The organism is Nafulsella turpanensis ZLM-10 (assembly GCF_000346615.1).
GTDB classification, from domain to species: Bacteria; Bacteroidota; Bacteroidia; order Cytophagales; family Cyclobacteriaceae; genus Nafulsella; species Nafulsella turpanensis.
This window is the reverse complement of the sequence record NZ_ANNU01000030.1, coordinates 49,365-70,346: the sequence shown is the minus strand read 5'-3', so window position 1 is coordinate 70,346 and position 20,982 is coordinate 49,365. Positions and strand designations below refer to the sequence as shown.

Here is a 20,982-nt window from a genome sequence, read left to right as displayed (position 1 = left end):
ATTTTAGGCCCTTGTACCTACTACTTTATACTCTATACCTAATTTATGCGCAAGAAAATTGATGTGTGTTTGTCGCCTGAGTTGCTGAATTTATACAGCCTGGACGGCAAAATAGTGGTGGTGGTCGATGTGCTGCGGGCAACTTCCTGTATGGTAACGGCCCTCTCGGAAGGTGTTAGCCGTATATACCCTGTTGCTTCGCTGGACGAATGCCAGGCACTGAAAGGGAAAGGCTACTTAACAGCAGCCGAAAGAGGCGGCCAGCAGCTGGAGGGCTTTGATCTTGGAAACTCACCCCTCAGCTACCTTAACAGGGCCCACGAGGGTGCAAAAGTAGCCGCGACTACGACTAATGGAACCCTTGCAATTACCAAGTCGGCCCCTTTTGCCAAGCAGGTAATTATTGGCGCTTTCCTTAACCTGAGTGCCATTGCCAGCTACCTTCGCTCCCGCTCCGAAGATGTGGTCGTGCTGTGCGCCGCCTGGAAAGGAAAGATAAATATGGAAGACACCCTTTTTGCCGGTGCGCTGGTGGACAGGCTTTCCGGAGAATATGAGCTGGAATGTGATGCTCCACTGGCAGCGATGAGCCTTTACAACTGCATAAAAGGCGACCTTTACGGCTATATGCAGCAGTCTTCCCATGCCCGCCGCCTTAGCAGGTTTGGAGTGGAAGAAGATATCAGGTTTTGCCTGGAGCAAGATAAATATACCCTTATACCCGTACTGGAAGGCGATGAGCTGGTGCCGCTGGAAGTATAAAACACCATCCGGAAGAGCGACCCTAGAAAGGGCTGCTCTTCTTTTTACTTTATTTCTACCATTTCCTCTGCTTATTGCAGCTTCTCATTATTCTTATGCCGGTCTTTATCGCGAATATTCTTCTTCTCAAAGTTCTTCTGCAAGGCTTCTGTTAAGTCTACCCCGGTTTGGTTGGCAAGGCAGATGAGCACCCATAGTACATCGGCCATCTCGTCGGCCATATTCCTGTCCTTGTCCGACTCCTTAAAGCTTTGCTCGCCGTACTGCCGGGCAATCAGGCGGGCCAGCTCTCCTACCTCTTCAGTTAAAATGGCCATGTTGGTGAGCTCATTAAAATAACGGACACCAGTGGTTTTAATCCATTCATCCACTGCTTTTTGCGCTTCTTCTATCGTCATGCTTAGTTATTGGTTGGTCGTTGTTGGTTGTTCGGGCATAATGGATTGCACCGGTGCACTTTTTCCCATGTTATAAACAGGAGAAAAAGCCCGCAGGGCCTGGAGTCTGCCAAAGATTACCCTTACTCCTCCTCAAAACGGATAACCTGCAGGGGGCGGGAGTTTTGCTCCAGGTTCTCATAAATCAGGAGGTACTGAGTGCCGGTTTCTCTGTCCACCGCAAAAACGTTAATGAAAGCCCGGCCGATTTCTCCTTCGAAGGATGTACTTCCATTTGAAGTTGGCAAATAGAGCTCCGCATCATAATCGACAGATACCACCTGAAGGCCTGCAGGCAGCCTTAGTACGGTTTCCAGCGTACCTTCCGGCCGCGTACCTGCCGTGGGCAGCGTATTGATATAACCGGCACAGGAGGTTAAAAATAACAAGAAGAGGCTAAGAGCTGGCGAAAGCTTTTTCATAGGGGAAAGATGTTTTACTTGAAATAAATTTACTCAAGCAAAAATAATGCCCTCTCTTTCCCTACAGCCTATTTATTCCTACGTACCAGGCTATTTTCGGTCTTTGGTATCAATAATAATTGTTACAGGGCCATCATTGATAAGGCTAACCTTCATGTCAGCCCCAAACTCACCTGTTTGTACAGGCTTACCTAAATCAGCTTCCAGCTGCTGGATAAACTGTTCGTAGAGAGGGATGGCAATGTCGGGCCTGGCAGCTTTAATATAGCTGGGGCGGTTGCCTTTTTTGGTGCTGGCGTGCAGGGTAAACTGGCTGATGAGCAATATATCGCCTCCGCTATCGAGCAGGCTCCTGTTCATAACACCCTTCTCATCTTCGAAAATACGGAGGTTTACCATCTTTTTGCTTAGCCAGCTAATATCCCCGGAACCATCGGCCTCCTCAATTCCTAATAACACCATAAGGCCCGGCCCTATTTCTCCTCTGGCTGTTCCGTTAATCCGTACAGATGATTCGCTTACGCGTTGAATAACTGCTATCATGCTGCTAAACTACGCATTCTACATCTTTTGCGAAACGGTAATCTCGCCCGAAAGATTTTTTATCTCTTCTGATTCGTAAACATTTACCCCTCTCGGCTCCTGGCGGGCAATACTGAGCATGCCATTGGCAACGGTACGGGCGTAAATGGGGCGGTACTTTCGCAGGAAACCCTTCATGAGGGGCTGGAGAAATACCATCAGCTTAGCGGCAATACCTTCGCCGGTACGGTTCTCCTGCCTTTCGCCTAACAGCAGGGAAGGGCGGAAAAAAGAAATGCTATGCAGCTCGGATACTTTACTGATATCTTCTTCTACCTCTCCTTTTACTTTATTATAGAAAAAGAAGGATTTGCGATTTGCCCCCATTGCTGTTACCAGCAGAAATTGTCTGGCGCCTTTAGAGGCTGTTTTTTTCGCTAATTGCAAAGGATACTGGTAATCTACTTTTCGAAAGGCGGCTTTCGAGCCGGCTTTTTTCATGGTAGTCCCCAGGCAACAGAACACATCATCGACCTCCGGCAGATAATAGCTTTCATCCAGCTCATCAAAATCGAGAAGAATCTCTTCAACCTTTGGACTATCCAATGAAAGCGTTCGGCGGGTGAGGACATACACTTTTTCATACTCGCTGCTACTCAGCAGGAGCGATAAAAGTTGCTGCCCCACCAGGCCAGTGGCACCGGCAATAAGGGCTTTTTTGTTTTCCATATTTCTAAAAAATGAGCTGACTTTCGAGCACTAAAAATAAGGCGTACTAGTCGATTTCGTCCACACCCTGTTCCCAGGCCAGGTAATTTTCCACATCGCCCTCCACACTTCTGTATACCCAGGTAAGGAGGGTAAGGTCATCGAGAAGGCCAATACCCGGAATAAAGTCGGGGATAATATCGAAAGGATTAAGAAAGTACAGAAGGGCACCAATAATAGCCGTGAGAGATTTCCAGGGAAGGTGCGGATAGTAGCCTCTCGAGTAATCCCGGAGCATCTGGATAAATACCCCCACATGCCGCACAATATTTTTAAAGGTACTGCGATGGTCTTCCATCTCCATCAGTTTTTCCTTGGCCCTGTTTATCAGGCGCCATATTTTACCCGGGTTGCGTGCATAGTCCTCTGCCTCTCCGGCCGATTCCTCCATCTTTCTTCTGGTTCTGTCCAGTAAATGGTCTTTTTTTCTCCTCATGATACATTTTTAATATTTCTATAGGGTTTAACCTGCTCCCTGCTATATAGTTTGCACTTGGCAGAAAAAGCCTTCAGCTCTCTAAAAAATTTGCCTGATTTCGTCCTTTACCCTCTTTAGAGCCGGCCCGGTCGGGTCAATATTTTCATCGACCGAGTTCTGCAGTATTCTCCGGTGCAGTTCAATGCTTTTGGCCTCGGCCGGCAATCCTTCGGCCGACTGGTTAATGAGTGCAATGGTTTCTTCCATGCTCTGGCGGATGGTACGCCAGCACTCATCACTCATATACACCTGCTGTGCCAGGTTGTGCGAATATTCTTCCCTTATTTCATGCACCAGCACATGCTGAAGTTCTTTGGCCGTAAGCTCCGCCCGGCTGAGTCGCCGCAGCAAATTATTGGGTGTAATCCGCTCCAGAAAGAGCACCATTCTTTCATAGGCCTGCAAACGAACAGGCAATACTATTTCGGTGTTTTTATCGCGCATGCCTACTACCTGTTTTTGCAGCTCCTTATCAAGAAAAGACTTAACAGTCAGGTACATGGCATACAGCACCAGGGCAGCGGGTACGAGAATCTTCAATAATTCGAGCAAAACTTCCATTCAATTTCCTTATCTAAAATCTACTATCTTTATTACAAACCTTCTGAAGCGTATAAATTTGAATTAAATTTACTGAAAATCCATTATTAGCATAAAAAGATTTGAATTTGAGAGGCAGAGATGCCGGTGGTAAATTAGTTATCAGGAGATGTTCATGCTTCATAGAGCTTATCCCCGACCCACCTCTTTTTATACTATACTGCAAAACTTAACACGAACCGTTTTAATCTAAACTTATGTTAGAACCTGTAACACTTTCAGAAAAAGCGGCGAAAGAAGTGAAGGCCATTATGGCCAGTAAAAATATTCCGGAAGGATATGGGCTCAGAATAGGAATGAAGGGTGGCGGCTGTGGCGGCATGTCTTTCGTGCTTGGCTTCGACAAACCCAAGGATAATGACCTTACCTACGAGATAGAGGGCATTCCTGTTTTTGTTGAGAAAAGGCATACCATGTACCTGCTGGGCATGCAGGTCGATTTTTACGAAGGGGCCGATGCCCGCGGCTTTATGTTTATTAATCCGCTGAAAAAAGAAGAAGAGAAGCAGGCAAACTAGAGCCCCTTCTCTTCTGTTGCGCTTCTATGCCTATCGCTCAGCTTCCAGTGCTTCGTATTCCTGCCTCGACTTTTTAATACTTACCCTGGCCCTGTGGCACACGCCACCAATAGGAGGGTTAAACTTCGAAATGCTTACCTCTACCACATGCGCCGCCGCAAAGGCGGCAAAGATATCTTCTATAATCTTATAACTGATAGCCTCCAGTAAGCGGGCTGGTTTGCCCATTACTTTCGCAATCAGCTTATAAAGCTCTTCGTAATTGACGGTTTCTGCCAGTGCATCTTTTTTGCCAGCCCTGCTCAGGTCTGTTTCAACCTCTACATCTACCGCGTACTTATTGCCAATTTTCTGCTCTTCATCGTAAAATCCATGATAGGCAAAAAACTCCATTCCTTCCAGGGAAATCTTACCCATAACTGCTTAAATGTCGTCGAAAAATGACTTTTCAGAATTGCTGTTATTCTCCTCCGGCGCCGGTTTTTGTTTGGCAGGAGGCTCGGTTTCCAGCGGCTGGCGGTTACGCTCTGCTTTTAGCTCCTTGGCTGCCTTATCGGCCCGGTGTACCAGGCCCTCAATATCGTGCTTCCTAATTTTCTTTTCGGCCTGCTCCACTCTTTCCAGTGTGCTGTTGGCCGTAACCACCAGGTCGTTCAACAGGTTTTCGCGGTAGCTTTCGAGCATCCGGTAATTTTGCTCCAGCTGGCGTACCCGCTCTTCCATTCCTCCAATAATGTTGTCGGCCTTTTCTTCGGCGCTGTCAATAATCTCCTTGGCACGCGAACGGGCATTATTCAGAATAGTTTCTGCCTTCAGCTCTGCTTCCCGCACCTTTAGCTCGGCCTGTTTGTTGGCCTGCTCCACCATGTTATTGCCGGTAGCTTCTGCGGTTTTTAGGGTTTTGAAAAGAGAATTTTCCACCTCCCGCAGCTTTTCTACTTCTTTCTCCGATACTTCCAGCTTGTATCTCAACTCTTTCTGATCTTCGACCACACGTTCCCACTCCTGGGAGAGGGAAAGCAAAAAGGCATTTACCTCTTCCCTGTCGAAGCCTCTGAACTCTTTCTCAAAGGTTTTCTGGCGTATTTCTAAAGGTGTTACTTTCATTATAATTGGTTGTTCGTTGCTTGTTGTTTGTTTTTAGTGGCAGGTGCCTTCTCGCTCATTATCCTATTCAGCAGGCAAAGCTCCCATGCCTTTGTCATTGCAGGAAGTGGGGCTAAGCGGAAAGACGAGGTAAGCTGACGGCAAGCCAGTCTCCCGCAAACTCCTGATTACCCTTATACCTATTTAGAATCCCTTTCCTTTCAGCCTGGTAAAGAATGCCGCGCTTCGTTCGCATTGACAGTTGTTTATCGGCTTTTCCGACTCTTTGCTCCTGGCTCTGTTAACCATCGTCTAACATCCCCTCAAATCTATGCTCTCTCCTCCCACTCGATATCCCATACGGAAATAGTCCGGTCGTCGCTGGCTGATAGCAGCACATTTTCCGATAGCCACAGCAGGCGGTTAACAGAAGTCCCATGCCCGGCATGTCGGCCTTTGTCGATTACTTTTAGCAGCCGGAAGGCTTCGGCATCCCACAGTTTTACTGATTTATCCATACTACAGGTAGCAAAGTAACCACCTTCCGGGCTATACGCCACATGATTGATGGCATACATATGGGCAACGATGCTGTTTTCCTTTTGGTATTCGCCGGCGCTGTTCCAGATGTTCAAATGCGCATCCCTACTGCCGCTCAGCAGGTAGCGGTAATCCGGAGAGTAAGCCAGGGTAAAAACAGAATTCCTGTGCGCTTCTATTACCTGTTTGGGCACAACAAAGTTTAAGGTAAAAATTTTAATGGTATTATCGCTGCATCCTACGGAAAATTCCTCCTTTTGCGGGTGAACCTGAATGGTTCGAATACTTTTGTCAGAAACTTTCTGCTGGTAAAGCAGCTGCAGCCCATCCAGCTCCACCACACTCAGGGTGCCATCTCCGCTGCCAATAAAAAGTCTGCCATTGTACTCTTCAATAGCAAAAATAGCCGCCGGCGTTAACTGCAGAGAGCCGGCTGCTTTGCGCGTCTTCATATCGACCAGGTGAATACCATCAAAGTTCTGCCCCAGCACCAGGAGGCCTCTCTCCGGCAGGTATTTGAGGGCATAGACCGATGAAGGGGACTTCGCCACCAGGCGCCCTTCTTCCGGCTGCTCTACCTGCCACTGCGCCACCATTCCATCGGCCCCTGCCGAAAAAAAAGAGCCCTGCTCCGGACCATGGGCTAAAGCATAAATGCTGTCTTTATGACCGCTAATGGTATACCTTTTCTTTACATTTAGTCGGGACATTCAGCACTTTCTTAGGTGAGGACTACTTTTTCTGTTACTTTTGTAAAAATAAGGACTAAAACGCTCTTTTGTGAAGATATTGGCAGAATAATCGTCCTGGGTTTTGAACCTTATGTCCCCTGAGAAAGCAGCTGGATCCTCTACCGACTCAAACTAAAAGCTCAAGCTACCACCACCAATGCCCCAGATACTACACGAAAAACTGCATGAGCACTCCTCCTGGGCCCTCTGGCACATCGAAGAAGGCATTGCGGAACTACAGGAGTCCCTGCAGGCAAACCAGCCATCAGCCACAGAGCTTGATGTCATAAAATCAGAAAAGCAAAAGCTCGAATGGTTGTCCAGCCGCCTGCTCCTCCGGCAGCTGGCAAAAGAATACAAAATTGATTATCCTGACGTAGTGAAAGACGAGCACGGGAAGCCTTTTTTACACAATACCGCTGCCCATATTTCCCTGTCCCACTCCTACCCCTATGCTTCAGCCATTATCCACACCCGCCAGCCGGTTGGCATCGATATTGAAAAGCCCCGGCAGCAACTCCTCAGGATAGGGCCAAGAATCCTGCATCCGGAAGAATTATCTGCCGCCGGAGATGAGGTGCAGAAGCTATGCATTTACTGGGCCGCCAAGGAAGCCCTGTACAAGTGCTATGGCAGGAGAGGACTTACTTTTCAGGACGAAATTTTTATTGAGCCTTTTCTGTTACAGCAACAAGGGCAGCTCCGGGGCCGTATACATACAAGGGCTGTTAAAGAAGAACATACCTTACATTACCGCTACCATAACGACCTGCTCATCTGTTTTAGCCTTTGATTATGGCACTTTATTTGATAGTTTTAAACTGTAATTATTAAGCTGATAAGCTGAACTAACAGAAACATCCATGAAAAAAATATTAGTAGTCCTGCTCATTTTGGTCTTTGCAGTCTCCGGCAGCCTGCAGGCACAAACCAAAAGAGTAGAGAATTTTACCCTGCCCGATGCGGTCAGCGGCAAGGAGGTTTCGTTATCTGATTTCCAGAACCGCAAGGCAGTGGTCGTGCTGTTTACCAGTAACTTCTGTCCCTATTCCAAGCTGTACGAAGAGCGTTTTTCTGCTCTGGTAAAGGCTTATGCCGGACAGGACGTTGCCTTTTTAATGATAAACCCCAACGACCCGAACGAAAGCAGGGAAGACTCTATGGAGTCGATGAAGGCTAAAGCTGCCAGCTGGGGCCTTAACATCCCTTACCTGGCCGATTCCGACCAAAAGGTAGCCGCACTGTTCGGCGCCACCAAAACGCCCGAAGTTTTTGTGCTTTCCAATAAGCCAAACCTTTTCACTGTTGCCTATTCCGGTGCTCTTGATGACAACCCACAGGTGGCCGCAGATGTAAACCAGGAATACCTGAAGCAGGCTCTCGACTCGGTATTAAAAGGCAGAATCGTTAATGCTCCCCATAAACGCCCCGTTGGCTGTATGATTAAAATGTAGTTTTAGTTGTTGGCTGGTAGTTGTTTGTAGTTAGTGGCTGGTGGTTAGTCGTAGGTTGTACGGATTGATTATCAAGCAAATTTCAATGGAAACTGTGCTTGCGGGGAAAGGAGATTTACGAAGTGAGGGAGACGCTCTGTTGGGGTATTCTGCCCGCAAAGATAACTCTCCCGTCCATTTTAGCTCCTTCGAAGCTTTCCCTTTAGTGCTCCCTTTCAGCTGGATAAAGACCTGCCGGCAGGCGGGTTGCTTCAGCTTCCTGCGTCTGCTGGGCGCCCCCTGCTTTGCAATGACAGGCGCTTAATGGACACTCCTGACTCCTGGCTCCACGCCAGACTCCTAAATCCATTGTCCATAGTCTAATATCTTAGCTCCCCTCTTACTTTACATTAAAGCCTACTCTCTTTTTGCCCTTCCAGCTACCTGTTCTGAACCATATAATGGCGGCAATGGCGGCTATTAGGTTGGAAACCGGAAAGGCCCACCAGATACCCTCGAAGGATAGAGATGTTTGGTTCGAAAGTATAAAGGCCAGCGGGAAGCGGATAATCCACAATGAAAGGACCGATAAAAGCAGGGAGGCAAGCGTAAAACCAGCGCCATTAAATACCCCGTTGATTACCTGTTGAACACCTAACAGGCCGAAGCTGGGCGCCATCACTTTAATAAACATGGCGCCATTATGGATAACCCGTTCCTCGCCCGGCACAAAAAAAGCGGTAAGGGGTTCTGCTACTAAAAAAAGTAAGCCTCCAATAAGCGTTAAGCTGAAAAAGGCCAGCTTGGCACTTAACCTTCCTACATCTGCTGCTTCTTTAATTCTTTCGGCCCCCACATATTGCCCCACTAAAGCGGTGGTGGCCGAAGAAAGCCCCAGCGCCGGAATAATGACGAAGCTGAGAATACGTGCTCCAATACCGTAGGAAGCAATAACCATCCCCCCGAAGCCCGTCACCAGCACCATCAGCACGGCCATTCCCAAAGCACGGGTTGACATTTCCATGCTGGCTGGCACTCCCAGTTTTACGAGAATTTTAGTGAACTCAAAATCGAATTTAAAATCTTTCCAGCTTAGCTGAATTCCGTTCTTCCCCCGATAAATAATGATAAAGCCGGCAAGGGCCGATAATCCCTGGGTAATAACACTGGCCATGGCAGCGCCCGCCACTCCCATGGCCGGGAAAGCACCCCAACCATAAATAAAGAGCGGGTCCAGGAAAAGATTGAGGAAAACGGTGGAGAGCACTACGTAAGTAGGAATGACCACATTCCCGATACCCCTCATGAGTGACTGAAATACAAAAAACAGGAATAGAAAGATAAAACCAATGGAAGACACTTTAAAGTAGTCGACCGAATCACGAAGAATTTCACCTTCTGCCCCTACCAGCCGCATGAGGGGCTCTGCAAAGTAATAACCTGCTGCCGCCAGTAAAGTGCCTATAAACAGCATCACAAAATACGTCTGCGCGCTGGCATAGTTAATCATCCGCTGGTTATCCATTCCTTTATACTGCGAGGCAAGAATGGAACCGGCCAGGGTTAAGCCAATGCCCAGCGAAATAATCAGGAATAAAAGCGGAAAACTTAAGGACACTGCCGCCACGGCACCAGCTCCTATACGGCCCAGCCAGAAGGTATCAATCAGCTGATAAGCTGTTTGCAAAATGTTGGCCAGCACAATGGGGCCGGAGAGCTTTAAAAGGGAAAAGAGGGTTTCGTGTTCTTTTACTTTAGTTATTAAATTCATATAATCAAAAAAAACAAAGTCCTTAGCAGGCTGTCCTGTACCTGTTTTACAGATATAGTTACGCACCTGCTCAGGCCTTTGTTAGGAAAAATGAAGGCTCCTGTTTTACTCCTCAGCCTGCCTGCTTAAGAGGAGTGGCACAATAATAATCGATGAGGTCATTGACTCGCCGGGGAGGCACACCATCGGGAATAAGAGTAGCGCTCAAGCTCTCAACTTCCAGGGCAGAACAATCAGTATAATAATACCTAATATGGAGAAATACTGAACGCGGAAGCCGACAAAGCCAGGGCCGGCAGGGCTCCGATAATGGCGAGCGGAATCGAAAACAGCACCACCAGCGGGTATATATAGCTGTCGTAAACCCATCATAATGAAGTACACAAAGATAATAGAGGCCAGCAAGGCCATACCAGGTGTACCAAAGCCTTCGGACTGGCCCTTAGGGTCGGACCGTATTTAGCAGTTCCTCAGCAACTCAGGCGACAATAGAGAGGAATAGTCTAAGCTTTTTATTGGTTGTAAGTAACAGGACAAAATTAAATTATGGCTGTCGTTGCGAGGAGGCGGATCGCGCGCTGTACAAAAGGGCAGCAGCCGGAGCAAGCTATCTGCAGGCAGCTTGCTCCACAAATAGCGACAGATGCGGCTGCGGTCCCGGTGGGGAAGCACGACCCTTATGCTCCCAATGGCAATTCAAACCATTATTACCCTCCTATTAAATAAAAATACATTCAGATACAGAAGAAGTGAGGAGGATCCAAATTGAGGGTGCTCCTCTTCAGAGGTTGAAGAAAACTACTCCACCGCCTGTAATACAATCTGCTCATTGAGTTTTTTTACCATCATTTCAAAACAAGTCTGAATTCTGGTATACTCCTCAGCGGTGTAAACGGCTTTTCTAAATGTATAACTGGCATCTGCTATAACCTGTCCACCATTTTGTGTGTAGTTTACTATAAGCTGGGCAAGTCCATTATCCATTTTAAAGTTCGCAGGAATACTAAATGCTTTATACCCCTGAGGCACATGAATGGTAGAACGAAGTTTCTCTGTTCTGGGATAAATAAAATCGATCGGATAAGAGCGGCTCTCCTGGGTAAAAGGATTCTCTTTTATCGGAAACTGCAGAAATGGCGAAACTATAATCTTATTGCTAATCTCTTCAAGAGGAACCTCCCCTTCCAGAGAAATTACATAAGGCCGTTCATTTTCGTTAAAGCCAAGGGTTTTTATCCGCCCAAGTTTGTTAAAACCCTTACTTAATAAGCCTTCCTTCAAGGCAATCGTATCATTGTGGTAGCTATTTTTATAATCAAAGGCTTCAAATTCGGTTGCCTGTATAGTTACCATCGCATCTGCCAAAAGCTTTTCCGGATTTATTTTAAGATCAATCATTTTGCTATCCAGAGAACCTACATTATTAATCAGGTTCACCCACTGCGGCTCCCCTTCCGCCACTATCAGCCCTCTTTCATTTATACATCTTGGGGGAATTCTGTTAAAAGCCAGGAGCTTTTCGGTACCATCTGCCAGAAAGGCAAATTGTTCGCCTTCCACCAATACCACCACATAATTGAAGAAATGATCAAAGGGATAATCAACCTTTATTTTTCCATGGTCACGGGTACTCAAAATAACCGGCCGGGCGCTCACTCCTGCAGCCTCCAGCATGGCAGCCATAAAGAGATTAATTTCAGCAGCATTCCCCTTCTTTTGCTCTACCAGTTCTTTAGGCTTTTTAGAGGTGTACTTGGAGTTAAATCCATTCCACCGGAAACTGGATTTTACATATTCAATTACCATTTGAGCCTTTTCCGCGCTACTCTTGCCGGTGAGATTCATTTCTGCTTCAATGATTTTCTCTGCCTGCCTTTTGCTTTTCCGAAGGTATTTACCAAAATGATCATTCTTCAGGAGGCTCTTATTCAGCTCCGGCCAGGTAGTAACAACTTCATTTGTGCCACCTGCAGGACTGTGGAATTTAGATAGCTGAAAATCAATCTTCATCAGGTAGTCTTTCGAAGAAGTAATGAAAGACTCATCCTTAAAGGCCGGCACATCCTTCATTACATAGGTATGAATCATGTCTTTGAACTCAAAGCCACTGCCGAAATTGTTGCCATAGACCTTGCTCACCTGCCCGAATGTTCTTTCCGCATCACCTAAACGGGTATCATGATAATGGAACCTGCTAATTCCCTGCGCCAGGAAGGCATACTCATAGAAGGGAATCATTTTTACCGTATACTGGCTGTAAAGGGTGGGTATTTTATCCTGAAATGTCCAGTCCGGGAGGTTAAAGTGGAAAGGGGTTTCCAGCACATACTTATATTCAATAACAGAGCCCTCTTTTACAGATGGGAATACAAACTTTTTAACTCTCCAGCTTTCATTTATCTTTTCTTCAAAAACCGTGTTCGGGTCTAAGGCTGTTTTTCTCAGTGCCCCGTTTTCCAGGTTATAGGTGTAAGCTTCAATCGATACCACTCTTTCTGTTCTTCCATACCCATCGACATAAAACGGTATAGCAACTTCAGAAAATGGTATACCGGCTTTATCAAAAATCTTGATTCTTCTGGTTCGGGTAAACCGTATATCGTAACCCCGCTCGGTATCAAAGAAGTAAGATTCCCCTTTATCAAATAAAACAAGGGCGGCTGCCTCAGGATCCTTCTGATAGGCAGTAAGCGTGAGCTCCTCCTGATTTACCTCTCCGAACTTACTTTTAAGTTCCTGCGAGAAAGCAGGATTCGTCAATAGCAAAAGGCTCAAAGCCACGAGTAATAACTTGTTCATTTACAAAGCATTAAGGACAATAACTGATTTTCCTGAAGACTGATTTACCTGGTCGAGAAAGGAGTGTAGAGAAGCAGACTCCTCCACTGAGTAATCGCCTCTGTATAATTGAAACTTCCTGACCACCAGCAGCTGCTCTTTCTGCAGGGAGTAGCTCACACTAAAGCTGCCGGCAGCGGTTTCTATAAACACATCCTGTGGCACTTCCACCTTATACTGCCTGGCAAAGGGCAACTGGTACACAATAGAGTCACTCCTGTTTACAGGATAATTTACTCTGGCGGCCGCTTTTCCTGTCTTAAATTCCCGGATAGGAGGAATCTTTAAAATTTTCATCCCGCCAATGTTCCTGAACTGCTCCTCCAAAGCCAGATTAAGCGTCAGTTCCAACTGTGTATCATCACGGTTTTTTTGATTAAAGTGCCAGTTAAGCAGCCTGTAATTCCGGAGCGCTAAACGGTCTTTTATTTCCTGGCCCAGCTGCTCTTCCTGCAGGTGGCGTTGAAAGTACCTGAAAGATTCAAATAGCTCTCCCTCCATTTTTTTAACAATTGTAACCTCCCCTTTCCCATCGGGCTCTAGCTTAAAGGTGTAGAAGTTATTCTCCTCTACATCTTCCGCCTGCAGGGCAGGTGTTTTCACCAGTTTACTGACGGTGCCATTGACCAGCAGGGCATAGCGGTTCTGGGTAAAGGTACCCAGGTAATTGTAAGGCAAATGGCCTGCCGTATTTTCCAGCCACACTGTGTCACCTTCCAGGGGAATACTTAGAATAACATGATTAAACTGCTGAGCGGGAAGACTTGTATCAATTCTTACCGGATTATCTCCTGCATGTATTATCGTATAGTAAGCAGGGATACCGGCGTACTTTAAAAGGGCTTTCATATAAATGGTGAGGGCCTTACAGTCCCCATACTTCTTTTCGCAGACATAACTGGCCGGATAAGGTTTTAAGCCTCCTTCATCTATAGTTACATTAATGTACCTGGTATGATCCTGCATGTAGTGGTACAGTATTTTTATCACTTCCCTTTTATCCGTTTCTCCGGCAATCAACTGGTCTACGACAGCCTTTTCGGAAGGGGGGAGCTCATCCAGGCCTTCATTCATTTGCGCCTGCCAGTGGCCGAAAGATGCCCAGGAGGCAGTGGAACCTTCCGGCCCGTAGCGAAAGCTTTCCGGCACAACCGTTACAGTTGGCAGGAGCTCCTGAAGGGGCGGAGAAAAAGGCTCAGGCCGTACCGGTTCTAGTCCATCCATCTCCCATCGGTGAACCTGATATCCCACTTCTCTTTTTGCTGCATATTTCAGTTTATCAGAAGCACGAATGTTTACTTTATAATCAAAGGGTAAATTAAGCTCTAAAGAAGCCTTTCTTACCGGAACATCCGTAAACAGTATGGGAAGCCAACGGGTAACATCCAGGAAATTATCTACCTCTACTTTATAGCTGTACCTGATACGGTAGGGGTAAGCGTTCCCTCCTAAAAAGAAGGATTTCACATAGTGATCTTCGAAAAAAGACTCCCGGGAAATATTGCTTCTGGTCTTTATCTCCTTTTTCTTCAGTTCCCTTACCACTTCATTCTTTAGGTTGAGTACAGATGCCTCCAGAATTTCCACCTTATTATCTTCCTGAAAGGGGATTTCAATCTCGGCTATCCAGTCACCGGAGGGTCTGTTGATCTGGATCAGGCAGGTGACTTCTTCTATTCTCTTCCTGTTCTCAATGGTAATTTTCGTCCTGTATTCAAGAACTTCATTCTCATACTGTCCGAAGGCCAGAAAAGGCCAGACCAACAGGAAAAGGAAGACTACGATCTGTCCGGGAAGCTTTTGATGTGCAGCCATAAGAAACTAACTGTAAAGGCAAACTTCTACTGTTTATTCGATATACCTAATTAGCCTTTAACTTTTCGCCTCACAACATAACCCATTTTACAACTAAATCAAAGTAAAATAATAATTTATAAAGTACCAGCCCATCCGCTTATTCAGCTAACCCTCCGCATACTAGGAGCTTTCGCGAGTTAATGTTTATTATATCTACAGGCACTTTAGAGTAGAACATTTTGCATCTCTCTTAGCACAAAAAAGAACTCATCGGAAAACAAAGTGTATACCTCGAAAAAATGGAATGCAGGCAGGGGCAGCCAAAGTGCTGGCCCTGCTCAGGGTAGCCGACGAACCCGAATTGACTTTTGATGAAATTCAGTAGAGCCTTCAGATAAGCGAGAGCGCTACCAGTAACGGCATTAAATAGCTGCTCGACACCCACCGGATTGAGCATGTTAGCAAAGTCGGGGAGCGAGAAAGATACTTCAAAACCAGAACTGCCAACAGGAAGGAAAGCTATCTTGAAAATGTGGACCGCATTAAACAGCTCAACGACATTTTTAAAGCCATACTCGATGACAGCCATTAAGTACCCCAGCAGCAGGAAAAGCCCCGCGTGCGCATCAGCTTTACCGATTTTATGCCGGACGAAATCCGGGAGCGCTCCAGGAATTGGGAGCAGCAGATCCTGCTGGCTTTCAGACGGAGCGTGCTAAAGACCAGAGCATAGCAGGGGCCCAAAGAAGGACTGCTATTCATAAAGAAATGCTAAAGGCAAGCAGAAGCCAGTTACACTTTCTGCTTTTTCGATTGGATGGTCTTAAGCACAATTTCTTCCAGCTGATTCAATGCCTCTTTCGCTTCCTTCATTACCGGCAGCAGGGGCCAGACATGCGGCATACCCTTGCCTTCAATGACAGTAAACTCAACGTCCTCTTCCTGCATTTCCCAGCCGGCGAGTTCCTGGTCGGGGCGCATAATGTCGTTTTCGGCAATAAAGAGACTGGTAGCGGGGAACTGCTGAAAGCTGCCATAGAGGGGCGAAATGAGCGGGTCTTTCAAATCCATCCCTGCAGCACACATTCTTTTCGCCGATAATACGCCGGGCCTGCTTAATATAGGATCCACCTTATCAATTTCTGCTATCTCCGGATTGCTCATACTCGCATCCAGAACGGGGGAAATAATAATGAGATGAGATGGCGGGGTTTCACCCGCTTTTATCAGCCGCTGCACCAGGGAAATCACCAAACTGCCACCCACGGAATCGCCCAGCAGCATAATGTTGGCAGGCGAATAGCGCCGGCGGGCCTCCGCATATACCGCATCGATATTCGTGGCTATTTCCCTGATATTCGCTTCCGGTGCTTTAGGATAATCGACCACCCAGGCTCTGGTGCGGGTATTTTTTACCAGCCGGGCAAGGGGCCTCCAGTTGAGTTCTGTGGGACCATAGACATAAGCTCCTCCGGGACAATAAAGCAGCAGAAAATCAGTCGCCGAAGATGGGGGGCTGATTTCAGTTACCGTAGACTGCTGAACCGAAAAAGTAGTAGCTGCACTCCCTGCCAGGAGCTTCCCGGAGGGCTGGTGGATATCTTCCTTCCTTAGTCGCTGAACATCCAGTGGCACTTTAGAAAAGGTCTTTTTAATGCCCTTTACTTTCAGAACCATCCGGATAAGGTAATAGCTAATGCTGGGCATAGGGCGGTGCGTTAAATTATTCAGGTGTACCGGATATCAATATAGCAAGAAAACCCTATGAGCTGTTAGCTTCTTACCGGTAAATTATAGTTTACCACCTCACCTATTTGTTACTTTTTCTAGTACCCGTAAATCATCGCCAGAATGAAAGGAATGGTAATCAAAACAGAAATAATCAGCGGCTTCCAGATGGGCTTTCTCCGGAACCTGGTTTTATTTCCTACATATTTCTTCCAGAAAAATTCTGTCAGCATTACCGCCCCGGCAGCATTGATTGCCAGTGTAATAGCCGAGCTTTGCGGAAGTTGGTTAATAACAATAATCGCCAGGGCGGTGTATAGGATACCAAAGCCTATCACCACCCACTTTGCTTTTCTATCGCCAATGTTGGTAGCGAGCAGCACTGCTCCAAAAATAACCGTAAAAAAGGTAGAAAAGCCCATATGGTCTTTGGTGAGTAAAACCTTGGTACTTCTGCGTCGGCCACCTGGTTTTCAGCCCCTTCCTCTATGCTTGCAGCGTTTACAGCTTTGCTTTCCTGTTTTTGGGTGTAGATGTTTTCCGGCATCCTTATCTGTAGGTTTGGTTTCTCTTTCGCGCTCCCCGCCCCGAGCTTTATCGTTTTACTTGTTTAGAACCCATAGCCTATTTTCAGGCCAGGCATAGGAATAAAATCGGTCCAGATTTCATAGCCTGATATCTTCCAGCTTGGATTTAGTCCCACCCCAAAGTTGAAACCGTTGTTTAAGCTTATGAAGCGATATCCAATCCTTCCAGACAACAGGTAGGTGTTAGAAAAATTATACGCATTCGTCATTCCGAAGCCAATACCATACTCGAGCCTGCCTCTGCCTTTACCCCACAAATTCAATAGTTCGAGCGATACTATTTCTTCAATTTCCCGGCTACGCCCTATGGCATCGTCTGTACTGCAGTATGAACACTCCAGCGTCTTTATAAGCCCCAGTCCAAACTTTACCCTAAGTTCATTAGAGGCGCTGTTTTTCAGGACTCTCTCATACCCTACTGTATAGGGAACACTGGACCCGCCCACTTCCAGGAGCAGGTTGTTTTTTCGCTCCTCTTCCTGTCCGTATGCACTGAAAGAAAGGATTAAAAAGCATAGCAGCAGGAGGCTCTTCTTCATTTCGGATTAAAATAAAATGTGTTTTATGTTATCGAAAGGCCACCTGCTCTCCTCCAGGGTACTTTGGCTTTCATATTATTTCGTAAATTCATATTTTTTCAACACCCGCAGGCCCAATAATCCTTCCTCGAACGTGTAGGTAATTTCCCTTTTATGTTCCATGGCTTCAAAATCAAAAAACACTGTAAACCAGCTATACTCGGAATACTGCTCACCAGGTAAATAAATGGACGCAATTTTTTCCCACCGGCCTTTCGAGAAACTACCATCATACCATACTTCCTTATGAACAAAAGGATATTTCTCTACTACCGGATTCGATGAAAAACTGAAATTGATCAGGAAGAACAGGTTAAAAATAGTCGGTATCCAACAGATTGAAATGGTATTCCTTAGTACAGGTGTTAGGTGAATAGCCCTGAATTCTAAGAAAAGAAAGAAGAGGGCATAAATAGCCAAAAGACCTGCTCCTATTCCCCAAACTGTCAGCTGGGTGTTAAGAGTGAAAAGGAAAAAGAGGACTAAGTTAGCTATGGCAGCTGTTATATACAGGAAAGTCTTGGTTCTAACAATTATCCCTGCTGAATGAAAAAAGGACCGGAAATTCACCTTACTTTTTTCCCTGAACACACCTGCCCAGTAATGCACAGTGATAAAGGTAGCGAAAAGTCCACCAAAGAAACCTGCCCATCCTTTAAAGAGAAAGCCCCACAAAGGTGATAAAAGGAAAAACAGGGAAGAAAAGAAGTATAAGTGATTCCAAACTGTAAGAGCCGCCTGAGACTTTTTATAATAATCAGTCCTTTTAAACTCCTCATATTGCATCCGGGCATACTGCCTGGCTCTTTCTCTTGCCTGCTCCTGATAAGATTCGTGCCACTCTTCAAATGAAGCAGCTGGTTCTCTCCCTTCAGCGTTACCTGTCTCTACATTAATTAGAAACTCGTATGCCTCTGTTAAAAAAATAAATTGGTCATGTGCTTCCGGACTTGCATTTTTGTCAGGGTGCAACTGCTTTGCCATCCTTCTGTAGGCTTGTTTGATTTCGGCAAGAGAAGCATTTTTCGTTAAGCCTAAAGCCTGATAATATGATTCAATTGCAAGTCCCATTAACTATTTCTTCTTTCTTCAAACTTTAGTTAGTCTGCACAGCCTCATTCTTAATGCTGCCCAGCGGTCCGCAAACTGGGTGTTGGGCGTTTAATAGCACCATAGTTTCCGATTGCTGTTCAGTTTATAAATGGCTGTGATGCCAGAATTTCCAGCTTACGCCCAATAACCTGTTTGTTTGGTTGGCGGTAGTTTTAATTTTTTATAAACCTGCCTTCTCCATCAAACAAGAATTGTCTTTTCCCATCCCGAACTTCTTGTATAACTTTTTCTCTTTCTGGAATGTCTGGCAACGTTACTTCAGAATAAAAAGCTAAAATTTCCTGTGGGGAAGATACCCTTTCGTGTTGCTCAAAAAGTTCAAAATCATCAGGAGTCTGGACGGATATCATGTACCTGTCAAGACTCCGAGAAAATTGAGAACTAAAAATTGGTCTTTCCTTTAAATTTAAATTGATATAGCTTAAATGAGCAACAATCTCTTTTGCCTGTAGCGGAGATAGTTCTCCATCAATTCTAGAAAGGTCATTATTTATTAAAGAAAAGCCTGCCCCCGCATCATCCAGTACAGCTATGAGGTAAATCTCTCCAATTTGAACCATTACAGTCTTTCCTGTATGATTATCAACATAATCAAAATTATCAGGATTAATATTTGAGGCTGCCTTTAGAATCCAGAAAGAGCCTATTGCTCTAGAACTAATTTTTGCTTTAGTGTAGTAGGCTCTGGCTATACAATGAATATGATGTAAATCTTCCCAAAAATATTTGTCAGCAATTACTCCCTCCCCTTTACGTTTATCACGGTTTTGTAATATAGTTTTATCCTTTAAATGAGTTTTGAGAAAAATTAGATTAAGCCACCTGAACAATAGCTCAAATTTCTCATAATCCATTTCTAATTCACTCACTACTTCTTCATATGGCTTACTTAGTAAAGCACTGATAGGTATTTCATAAAATTGACCTAACTCAGTGTTACAATCTTTACAACAAGGTATTAAGTACTGATTATACCTGAATTTGGTATTATTCGGAAGGGTAACAAACTTATCATTAAGTGAAAACCTACGTAATACCCAATCTGGAATTACGTGCTCGTTATTAAATTCCTTAGATTCAGGGCTTGCTCCACAGATGAAACAGGAATCACCTTTTACTATATTTTCTTTAAATTCATCTAGGCCAAAGAGAAGAATTTTACCACCCGTGTTTTTTATGGTTCTACTTTCTTCCATATGAATTTTATGAATTACCGCCAACTAGGAGAAAATAACAGGTTCATTTGTTATTTTACGTCCTATAGTTGAAACAGAATTGAGGCGTAACATAAGTGTTTCATGCAGTAAATCCAAATGAATCACTTATTTGTCTTATATACAAGAATTAACCTTCTGACTAGTTAAATAATCTGCTAATGGAAGCCATTTCTACCTGAAGTAAGAATTAATCTCCCAGAAACTCCCTCACCCGTTCATTAAACAACTCCGCCTGCTCCCATTGGAGGAAGTGGCCGCAGTGATCGAGTAGCCTGAAGGTGGCTTGTGGCATTTTAGCAGCCGCCTCTCTGGCTAATTGCTCCACACTTAGGTTGGGATGTAGTAAGGGACTGGGGATGTAGGCATCCTGCCGGCCGAAGAGGAGCAACACCGGCATAGACAAATGAGTGAGCTTTTCATATACCGGCTCCCCGAGCATGGCCGATACACTCTTAGAAATGGTTTCGCAAAAGGGATAGTAATCAGTACAGGATGTATAGGCAAGGCGGTCTGTTAGCAGGGGCTGCGCATCGGCGGGGAAGTGATAAAAGTTCGCCTTTACATTACGGGAAATTATTTCCTCCCCGGCAGCATATACCTTCTCCGTTTCAAACCAGCTTTTAAGCTGCTGTGCTTCTGCAGGCTCGAAGATTTCCAAACCGGCAGGAGCCACCAGCACCAGCTTTTGGATGCGCTCCGGAAAACGCAGTGCGGCATGCATAGCCACCTGCCCTCCCATGGAATGGCCCGCCAGATAGCAGCTGTCTATTTGCAGCTTATCCAGCAAAGCTTCCACTACATCGGCATAAAAATGCATGCTGGGCTTAAAGCCTGCCTTGGAAGATTTGCCATAGCCGGGCAAATCGATAGCGATGCAGCGGTAATAATTAGAGAGGAAGGGAATGTTTTTGGCCCAGGCGGGGATATAGCTCCCCAGGCCATGAATAAAAAGCAGCGGATATCCGTGGCCTTCATCGGTACAGGCCACGGATAGTCCCTCTGCAAGGCTGATCATCCGGGTATGAAGAGGATACTTGGTATCAGCAATCAGCATAA

General features: G+C 45.7%; 24 protein-coding genes. 5 read left to right on the top strand and 19 right to left on the bottom strand.

Annotated elements, in window-relative coordinates; translation table 11 throughout:
• The first annotated feature begins 45 nt into the window (after window positions 1-45).
• On the top strand, window positions 46-762 hold the full coding sequence (locus F752_RS0112715) for a 2-phosphosulfolactate phosphatase (RefSeq protein WP_040664574.1): 717 nt from the start codon (window positions 46-48) through the stop codon (window positions 760-762).
• Window positions 763-833: 71 nt separating this feature from the next.
• Here the strand turns inward: F752_RS0112715 and F752_RS0112710 are convergent, their stop codons facing one another.
• The 6 genes from F752_RS0112710 to F752_RS0112685 form a co-directional block, all read right to left on the bottom strand.
• The gene (locus tag F752_RS0112710; protein ID WP_017732129.1) at window positions 834-1,160 is read right to left on the bottom strand and encodes a nucleotide pyrophosphohydrolase; all 327 of its coding nucleotides are present in this window, start codon (window positions 1,158-1,160) and stop codon (window positions 834-836) included.
• A 122-nt stretch (window positions 1,161-1,282) separates the two neighbouring features.
• On the bottom strand, window positions 1,283-1,621 hold the full coding sequence (locus F752_RS0112705; RefSeq protein WP_017732128.1) for a hypothetical protein: 339 nt from the start codon (window positions 1,619-1,621) through the stop codon (window positions 1,283-1,285).
• 90 nt (window positions 1,622-1,711) lie between these two features.
• Window positions 1,712-2,164: a D-aminoacyl-tRNA deacylase gene (dtd, locus tag F752_RS0112700; RefSeq protein ID WP_017732127.1), complete on the bottom strand. Its 453-nt coding sequence runs from the start codon at window positions 2,162-2,164 to the stop codon at window positions 1,712-1,714.
• 18 nt (window positions 2,165-2,182) lie between these two features.
• A complete protein-coding gene (locus tag F752_RS24080; protein WP_017732126.1) occupies window positions 2,183-2,872 on the bottom strand; it encodes an NAD-dependent epimerase/dehydratase family protein in 690 nt (229 codons plus the stop codon).
• A 46-nt stretch (window positions 2,873-2,918) separates the two neighbouring features.
• Window positions 2,919-3,347: a YkvA family protein gene (locus tag F752_RS24075; RefSeq protein ID WP_017732125.1), complete on the bottom strand. Its 429-nt coding sequence runs from the start codon at window positions 3,345-3,347 to the stop codon at window positions 2,919-2,921.
• A gap of 81 nt (window positions 3,348-3,428) precedes the next feature.
• Entirely contained in the window at window positions 3,429-3,950 is a 522-nt protein-coding gene (locus F752_RS0112685) for a DUF7935 family protein (protein WP_017732124.1), read from the bottom strand.
• 236 nt (window positions 3,951-4,186) lie between these two features.
• Here F752_RS0112685 and F752_RS0112680 point away from each other — a divergent pair, with 236 nt between their 5' ends.
• The gene (locus tag F752_RS0112680; RefSeq protein ID WP_017732123.1) at window positions 4,187-4,507 is read left to right on the top strand and encodes a HesB/IscA family protein; all 321 of its coding nucleotides are present in this window, start codon (window positions 4,187-4,189) and stop codon (window positions 4,505-4,507) included.
• 30 nt (window positions 4,508-4,537) lie between these two features.
• Here the strand turns inward: F752_RS0112680 and folB are convergent, their stop codons facing one another.
• The 3 genes from folB to F752_RS0112660 all read right to left on the bottom strand — a co-directional run bounded on the left by folB (window position 4,538) and on the right by F752_RS0112660 (window position 6,843).
• The gene (gene folB / locus F752_RS0112675; RefSeq protein ID WP_017732122.1) at window positions 4,538-4,924 is read right to left on the bottom strand and encodes a dihydroneopterin aldolase; all 387 of its coding nucleotides are present in this window, start codon (window positions 4,922-4,924) and stop codon (window positions 4,538-4,540) included.
• Window positions 4,925-4,930: 6 nt separating this feature from the next.
• A complete protein-coding gene (locus tag F752_RS0112670) occupies window positions 4,931-5,614 on the bottom strand; it encodes a DivIVA domain-containing protein (protein WP_017732121.1) in 684 nt (227 codons plus the stop codon).
• 308 nt (window positions 5,615-5,922) lie between these two features.
• A complete protein-coding gene (locus tag F752_RS0112660) occupies window positions 5,923-6,843 on the bottom strand; it encodes a WD40 repeat domain-containing protein (protein ID WP_017732119.1) in 921 nt (306 codons plus the stop codon).
• A 178-nt stretch (window positions 6,844-7,021) separates the two neighbouring features.
• On the opposite strand from F752_RS0112660, the gene F752_RS24070 reads away from it, so the two are divergent.
• The 3 genes from F752_RS24070 to F752_RS0112645 all read left to right on the top strand — a co-directional run bounded on the left by F752_RS24070 (window position 7,022) and on the right by F752_RS0112645 (window position 8,622).
• Complete coding sequence (locus F752_RS24070; protein WP_017732118.1) at window positions 7,022-7,657, top strand: 4'-phosphopantetheinyl transferase family protein; 636 nt, start codon at window positions 7,022-7,024, stop codon at window positions 7,655-7,657.
• 70 nt (window positions 7,658-7,727) lie between these two features.
• Window positions 7,728-8,318, top strand: a complete 591-nt coding sequence (locus F752_RS0112650) for a thioredoxin family protein (RefSeq protein WP_017732117.1) — start codon at window positions 7,728-7,730, stop codon at window positions 8,316-8,318.
• Between the two features lie 85 nt (window positions 8,319-8,403).
• The gene (locus F752_RS0112645) at window positions 8,404-8,622 is read left to right on the top strand and encodes a hypothetical protein (protein WP_017732116.1); all 219 of its coding nucleotides are present in this window, start codon (window positions 8,404-8,406) and stop codon (window positions 8,620-8,622) included.
• Window positions 8,623-8,697: 75 nt separating this feature from the next.
• Here F752_RS0112645 and F752_RS0112640 read toward each other — a convergent pair whose 3' ends face one another.
• The 10 genes from F752_RS0112640 to F752_RS0112590 form a co-directional block, all read right to left on the bottom strand.
• Entirely contained in the window at window positions 8,698-10,068 is a 1,371-nt protein-coding gene (locus tag F752_RS0112640; protein ID WP_040664589.1) for an MATE family efflux transporter, read from the bottom strand.
• A gap of 798 nt (window positions 10,069-10,866) precedes the next feature.
• Window positions 10,867-12,867, bottom strand: a complete 2,001-nt coding sequence (locus F752_RS0112635) for a transglutaminase domain-containing protein (protein ID WP_017732113.1) — start codon at window positions 12,865-12,867, stop codon at window positions 10,867-10,869.
• Window positions 12,868-14,721, bottom strand: a complete 1,854-nt coding sequence (locus F752_RS25385; RefSeq protein WP_017732112.1) for a DUF3857 domain-containing transglutaminase family protein — start codon at window positions 14,719-14,721, stop codon at window positions 12,868-12,870.
• Between the two features lie 232 nt (window positions 14,722-14,953).
• The gene (locus F752_RS26055; RefSeq protein ID WP_152425129.1) at window positions 14,954-15,292 is read right to left on the bottom strand and encodes a hypothetical protein; all 339 of its coding nucleotides are present in this window, start codon (window positions 15,290-15,292) and stop codon (window positions 14,954-14,956) included.
• A 203-nt stretch (window positions 15,293-15,495) separates the two neighbouring features.
• On the bottom strand, window positions 15,496-16,410 hold the full coding sequence (locus tag F752_RS0112615; RefSeq protein ID WP_017732110.1) for an alpha/beta hydrolase fold domain-containing protein: 915 nt from the start codon (window positions 16,408-16,410) through the stop codon (window positions 15,496-15,498).
• Window positions 16,411-16,529: 119 nt separating this feature from the next.
• Entirely contained in the window at window positions 16,530-16,853 is a 324-nt protein-coding gene (locus tag F752_RS0112610; protein ID WP_017732109.1) for a hypothetical protein, read from the bottom strand.
• Window positions 16,854-17,041: 188 nt separating this feature from the next.
• The gene (locus F752_RS0112605) at window positions 17,042-17,557 is read right to left on the bottom strand and encodes a hypothetical protein (RefSeq protein WP_017732108.1); all 516 of its coding nucleotides are present in this window, start codon (window positions 17,555-17,557) and stop codon (window positions 17,042-17,044) included.
• A 75-nt stretch (window positions 17,558-17,632) separates the two neighbouring features.
• A complete protein-coding gene (locus F752_RS25380) occupies window positions 17,633-18,667 on the bottom strand; it encodes a J domain-containing protein (protein ID WP_051049897.1) in 1,035 nt (344 codons plus the stop codon).
• A 194-nt stretch (window positions 18,668-18,861) separates the two neighbouring features.
• Window positions 18,862-19,905 carry a hypothetical protein gene (locus F752_RS0112595; protein ID WP_026135718.1) on the bottom strand — a complete coding sequence of 348 codons (1,044 nt, stop codon included), beginning with the start codon at window positions 19,903-19,905 and terminating at the stop codon, window positions 18,862-18,864.
• A 208-nt stretch (window positions 19,906-20,113) separates the two neighbouring features.
• On the bottom strand, window positions 20,114-20,980 hold the full coding sequence (locus F752_RS0112590) for an alpha/beta fold hydrolase (protein ID WP_017732106.1): 867 nt from the start codon (window positions 20,978-20,980) through the stop codon (window positions 20,114-20,116).
• Between the last annotated feature and the right edge of the window lie 2 nt (window positions 20,981-20,982).